The following is a 5046-nucleotide window of genomic DNA, read 5'->3' as shown; positions in this document are numbered from 1 at the left end:
TAAAGAAGCGGGTATGGAGGTCGAGCTTTTTGAGGGCGTCGAGCCTGACCCCTCTGTGGAAACGGTTATGAAAGGAGCCGAAGCCATGAGAAAATTCCAGCCTGACTGGATTGTCTCTATCGGCGGCGGATCTCCCATCGACGCGGCAAAGGCAATGTGGGCTTTTTACGAGTACCCGGACACAAAATTTGAAACCCTCTGTACACCCTTTAGCTTTCCACCCCTGCGTACCAAGGCGAAATTCTGCGCCATTCCCTCAACATCGGGAACAGCCACGGAAGTCACCGCCTTTGCGGTAATCACCGACTACAAAAAAGGCATCAAATATCCGCTGGCGGATTTTAACATCACCCCGGACGTTGCGATTGTAGACCCCGCGCTTGCGGAAACAATGCCGCCCAAGCTTACCGCCAATACTGGTATGGATGCCATAACCCACGGCATCGAAGCGTATGTGTCAACCTTGAATTGCGACTACACCGATCCTCTGGCTCTGCACGCGATAAAGATGATAAGCAAATATTTGATAGATTCTTTCAAGGGCGATAAGGAAGCCCGGGCAAAAATGCACAACGCCCAGTGTCTTGCAGGCATGGCTTTTTCCAACGCCCTTTTGGGAATCGTACACTCAATGGCGCACAAGACCGGCGCTGCCTATTCCGGCGGACACATAATACACGGCGTTGCCAATGCCATGTACCTGCCTAAGGTAATCCAATTCAACGCAAAAGAAAAAGTCGCAGCCGAGCGTTATGCGGAAATCGCCCACTTTATCGGGCTTCCCGCGAAAAACCCGGACGAGGGAACCAAATCTCTTGTTCATCACATCCAGAAGATGAACAAAGCGCTGGACATTGCTCCGTGTATTAAAACTTACGAAGGCGGTATTATAAGCGAGAAGGAGTTCCTTGAGAAATTGCCGACCGTAGCGGTTAACGCCGTAGGTGACGCCTGTACAGGATCCAATCCGCGCAAAATCGATCCGAAACAAATGGAACAGCTTCTTACAGCCTGTTTCTATGACAAAGACGTAGATTTCTAATTTATAAAAGGCGGGTTTAAAATGGCAAAGATTTTGCGAAAAAAAATAATGAATCCCACCGTCACCCTGATGGATGTGGAAGCGCCGCTTGTGGCTGCAAAGGCTCAACCGGGTCAATTTGTAATTGTCCGGGCCAATGCGGACAGTGAGCGGATTCCGCTTACCATTGCCGATTGTGACACTCAAAAAGGAAGCATTACCATTATCTTTCAGATTGTGGGAGCCACGACTTTCTGTCTGAATCAATTACAGGAAGGGGAGGCGATACATGATTTGGCGGGGCCTTTGGGAAATCCTTCAGACTGTTCGGCGGAAAAAGTAGCCATTATCGGCGGCGGCGTGGGATCGGCGATTGCCTACCCGCTGGCAAAAAAGTTTTTTAATCAAAGGGCTGAGGTGCACGCCATTGTCGGTTTCCGCACCAAAGACCTTGTGATTCTTGAGGATGAATTCCGCGCGGTTTCGCACGACTTTGATCTTATGACCGACGACGGAAGCTATGGCAAGAAAGGGCTTGTAACCGAAGCGTTAAAAGCGTCCCTGGACAATGGCGTAAAATATGATGAAGTAATCGCCATTGGGCCACTCATCATGATGAAATTTGTCGCAGCCACAACAAAGCCTTACGGCGTTAAAACTACCGTCAGCATGAACCCCATTATGATCGATGGAACGGGAATGTGCGGCGCATGCCGCCTGAGCGTTAACCACAAAATGAGGTTTGCCTGCGTTGACGGCCCGGACTTTAACGGTCATGAGGTTGATTTTGAAGAAGCCATGCAAAGGGGCAGCAGATACCGCCCCTTTGAGGCGAAGGCTTACGAGGCGACTTGTAACCTGTTTAAAAAGGCGGTGGCAAAATGAGCGCTAACTTAAGAACAACAAAAAATGAAATGCCGGTGCAGGACCCCAATATCCGCAACAGCAACTTTTTAGAAGTCTCTCTCGGTTACACCGAGGAGCAGGCCATTGATGAGGCGAAACGCTGCTTGAACTGCAAAAACAAACCCTGCGTAGAACACTGCCCCGTCAACATCGACATTCCGACCTTTATCGGCTGCATTGCCGGAGGCGAATTTGAAAAAGCCTATCAAATTATCACCGAGCACAATTCGCTTCCGGCAATCTGCGGCAGGGTCTGTCCGCAGGAAAGCCAATGCGAAGGAAAGTGCGCCCGCGGCATTAAGGGCGAATCGGTCGGTATCGGCAGGTTGGAACGCTTTGCCGCGGATTACCACAACGCGCATACCCCAACCTCGGATGCTGTAAAATTCTCGCCGACAAAAACCAAGAAAGTTGCCGTTGTCGGTTCAGGGCCTTCGGGCCTTTCCTGCGCCGGAAATCTGGCAAAGAAAGGTTACAGCGTTACGATTTTCGAGGCGCTTCACCGTGAAGGCGGCGTAATGATCTACGGCATCCCCGAATTCCGCCTGCCCAAGGCAATTGTTCAGCATGAGATTCAGGGGCTTAAAAATATGGGCGTTGAAATCGTTTGCAATACGATAATCGGAAAAACGCTTACCGTGGATGAGCTTCTGGATGAGCAAGGCTATTCGGCGGTGTACATAGGATCAGGGGCGGGGCTGCCCCGTTTTATGCACATTCCCGGCGAAGATCTGAACGGCGTCTTTGCGGCAAATGATTTTTTAACCCGCATCAATTTGATGAAGGCTTATATGGAAGGAAGTTCCACGCCTATTCAACATGCAAAAAAAACCGCCGTTATCGGCGGCGGAAACGTGGCGATGGATTCGGCCCGTTGCGCGAAACGGCTTGGGGCTGATGTTACCGTCATCTACCGCCGCACCGAAAAAGAGCTTCCCGCCCGCGCTGAAGAAGTGAAAAACGCGAAAGAAGAAGGCATTCATTTTATGTTCCTCACCGAGCCGGTAAAAATCGCTGGCGATGAAAGGGGCTGGGTTAAGATGCTTGTCTGCGAAAAGATGGCCCTGGGTAAACCCGACGCATCGGGCAGAGCCGAGTCGATTCCCATACCCGGAAGCGAAATCGACATAGATGTCGATTGCGTTATCATGGCTATTGGCACCTCGCCCAATCCGCTTATCAGAAACTCAACAAAGGGTCTGGATACGCAGAAATGGGGCGGCATTATCATCGACGAGGCGACCGGCCAAACCAGCCGGAAAGGAGTCTACGCCGGAGGAGACGCAGTAACAGGAGCGGCCACAGTGATTCTTGCCATGGGCGAAGGAAAAAAAGCCGCAGCAGCAATTGATGCGTATTTGCAGTGATGTATATGGGGCTGTCCAAAGCGAATATTTAACCACGGAGTTACACGGAGAGAAAGAAGATTTTCATATCAAAACTCCGTGTTTCTCCGCGTACTTCGTGGTTGAATTCTACAACTTGACAGTAACGGCAGATATTACTATATTTAACGCATGACAATAACGCAAACTGTAACCGTACCAGACGATCACAGAATAATGCTTGAAATCCCTCGTGACATACCGGCAGGGGAAACACAGGTAATAATTCAGTTTCCGGCAAAGGAAAAACATAAATCCGAAGGCAGCGGCATACCTCACATTACCAGAAAAGAGATTGAAGCAATGCGGAAAAACAGCCCCCGTACTCAGGCAATATCAGGCATACTTTCAAGTCTGGGAGATGTTGATCTTGACGAATGGCGCATGAAAAGGCTGGCGAAACACCTCTAATGATAGTCCTGATTGATACCAATGTCGCATTAGATATTATGCTCCACCGTGAAGGTTACGATAACGCAGAGGCTATCTCTTTTATGGCGGAAAATAATGCTATTACCGGTTTTATTTCCGCTTCCGCAATAACCGATATTTTTTTTCTTGCGAAAAGCACTCTCGGCAAAAAGCCCACAAAAAAAGCGTTAAAAGAGATGTTAGAGATTTTCCGCCCTGCGACTGTAACTGACAACGATATTTTTTATGCGTTGAGTCTTGATTGGGACGATTTTGAAGACTCCGTCCAGTTTGCCGTGGGATATAGTTTTTCAGTTGATTATATTGTTACGAGAAACGTTAAAGATTATACTTCAGGTTCTATCCCTGCGGTAACGCCTGGACAGTTTTTGCAAATGTTTCCAGAAGATGACAATGGCGAATAGGAACTAAACTGAACTTTTTAAAATGAAATGTACATCATAGGCAGTGTCACTTTTTTCCACAGAGGGATAGTTCTTTCGCATTTCGCCGCCATATTTGCAAACTTGCTACAGGCTTTTTCCTCTCCTCAACACGATGTATGCCCAAAGAATTTATTTAGTACAGGCGGGCAGGCTGCGCACGCTGTAAAAACTTCGTAAGAGTCCGCCTCGCACTGGCGGCCACCTAAAGGCGGCCTTGCTTTTATTGGGGACTGCGGCATTTTTTGGTGCTCTCAGCGTGCGGCATTATTGATCTAACCTGACCACTTGCAAGTGGTCAGGCGTTTATTTGGCTGTGAGCCTTTCCGGCGACTAAATAGCGTAGTTAGAAAGCTTTATCTAGGGTTTGTCGCCGGACGTTTTTTCTCTGAATTTTCTTTGTTTTATTCCAAAGTCTCTCCGGCGGGGAACGCCCGAAAGATGTTTTTACATCGCACGCAGCCTGCCCACCTGTACTTAAAGCATTTATTCGGCATACATCTTCTAGTGGTAATTAGGCATTTACCACTAAATTAGCATTGACATATCATAAAAAATTACTATAAAATAATCGCATGGCTAATAAGAACATACAAACAGCCAACCCCCCACAAATCGCAACACGCAACACGCACACCCAAACAACAGCGCCCCGTCAAGGGGCGTTCACGGACAAATGCGACACGGTGAGAGGCCAAATAAAATCCCCACTTATGAAAAAATGCTTCAGGCCGAAGGCAACAGGCAACAGGCAACAGGCAACAGGCAACAGGCAACAGGCAACAGGCAACAGGCAACAGGCAACAGGCAACAGGCAACAGGCAACCGGCAACTTTCTTGGTTTTTGTCGGCGAGAATTTTACAGCATCCGAGGTTGGGG

Annotated in this window: 6 protein-coding genes; all 6 read left to right on the top strand. The window is 48.7% G+C overall.

Annotation, left to right across the window (positions count from 1 at the left end):
* On the top strand, positions 1 to 1042 hold a 1042-nt coding region (locus ACYVRH_RS10650), incomplete at its 5' end, for an iron-containing alcohol dehydrogenase (RefSeq protein ID WP_461256893.1).
* Positions 1043 to 1063: 21 nt separating this feature from the next.
* The gene (locus tag ACYVRH_RS10645; protein WP_461256892.1) at positions 1064 to 1906 is read left to right on the top strand and encodes a sulfide/dihydroorotate dehydrogenase-like FAD/NAD-binding protein; all 843 of its coding nucleotides are present in this window, start codon (positions 1064 to 1066) and stop codon (positions 1904 to 1906) included.
* Entirely contained in the window at positions 1903 to 3294 is a 1392-nt protein-coding gene (gltA, locus tag ACYVRH_RS10640) for an NADPH-dependent glutamate synthase (protein WP_461256891.1), read from the top strand. Before ACYVRH_RS10645 ends, gltA begins: the two co-directional genes overlap by 4 nt.
* Before the next feature lie 150 nt (positions 3295 to 3444).
* The gene (locus tag ACYVRH_RS10635; protein WP_461256890.1) at positions 3445 to 3723 is read left to right on the top strand and encodes a hypothetical protein; all 279 of its coding nucleotides are present in this window, start codon (positions 3445 to 3447) and stop codon (positions 3721 to 3723) included.
* Positions 3723 to 4148: a PIN domain-containing protein gene (locus ACYVRH_RS10630; protein WP_461256889.1), complete on the top strand. Its 426-nt coding sequence runs from the start codon at positions 3723 to 3725 to the stop codon at positions 4146 to 4148. Before ACYVRH_RS10635 ends, ACYVRH_RS10630 begins: the two co-directional genes overlap by 1 nt.
* Before the next feature lie 694 nt (positions 4149 to 4842).
* Positions 4843 to 5046 (top strand): hypothetical protein (locus ACYVRH_RS10625; protein ID WP_461256888.1); only part of this gene is annotated, 204 nt, incomplete at its 3' end.

The sequence above is a fragment of the Treponema sp. R80B11-R83G3 genome (assembly GCF_054786115.1).
The sequence above is the reverse complement of the archived record's forward strand: the minus strand, read 5'-3'. Positions and strand labels throughout refer to the sequence as shown.